Origin of the sequence: Robertmurraya korlensis (assembly GCF_023715225.1) — a bacterium.
Classification (GTDB): domain Bacteria; phylum Bacillota; class Bacilli; order Bacillales; family Cytobacillaceae; genus Robertmurraya_A.
Genome location: NZ_JAMBNS010000178.1, coordinates 1 through 255 on the forward strand (window position 1 = coordinate 1; position 255 = coordinate 255).

Sequence of the window (255 nt, forward strand, 5' to 3'; positions counted from 1 at the left end):
TACATGTAGCCGACAACAACGACTTTGAAAATAACGATTAAAAAAGTTTTTTCGCAGAAGTTGACAACGGTGAAAAGATATTGTAAGATAATCAAGTGCTTAATTGAACCTTGAAAACTGAACAAGACAACAACAAACGTCAACGTTTTAATTTTAAGTTTTAAACTTTTAAGAGCTAATCTTACTCTTTATTGGAGAGTTTGATCCTGGCTCAGGACGAACGCTGGCGGCGTGCCTAATACATGCAAGTCGAGC

The 255-nt window shown here is 36.5% G+C and carries 1 rRNA gene; it reads left to right on the plus strand.

From position 1 onward, the window contains the following. Positions 1-188 precede the first annotated feature (188 nt). Positions 189-255 (plus strand): 16S ribosomal RNA (locus M3175_RS24760); the annotation flags it as partial.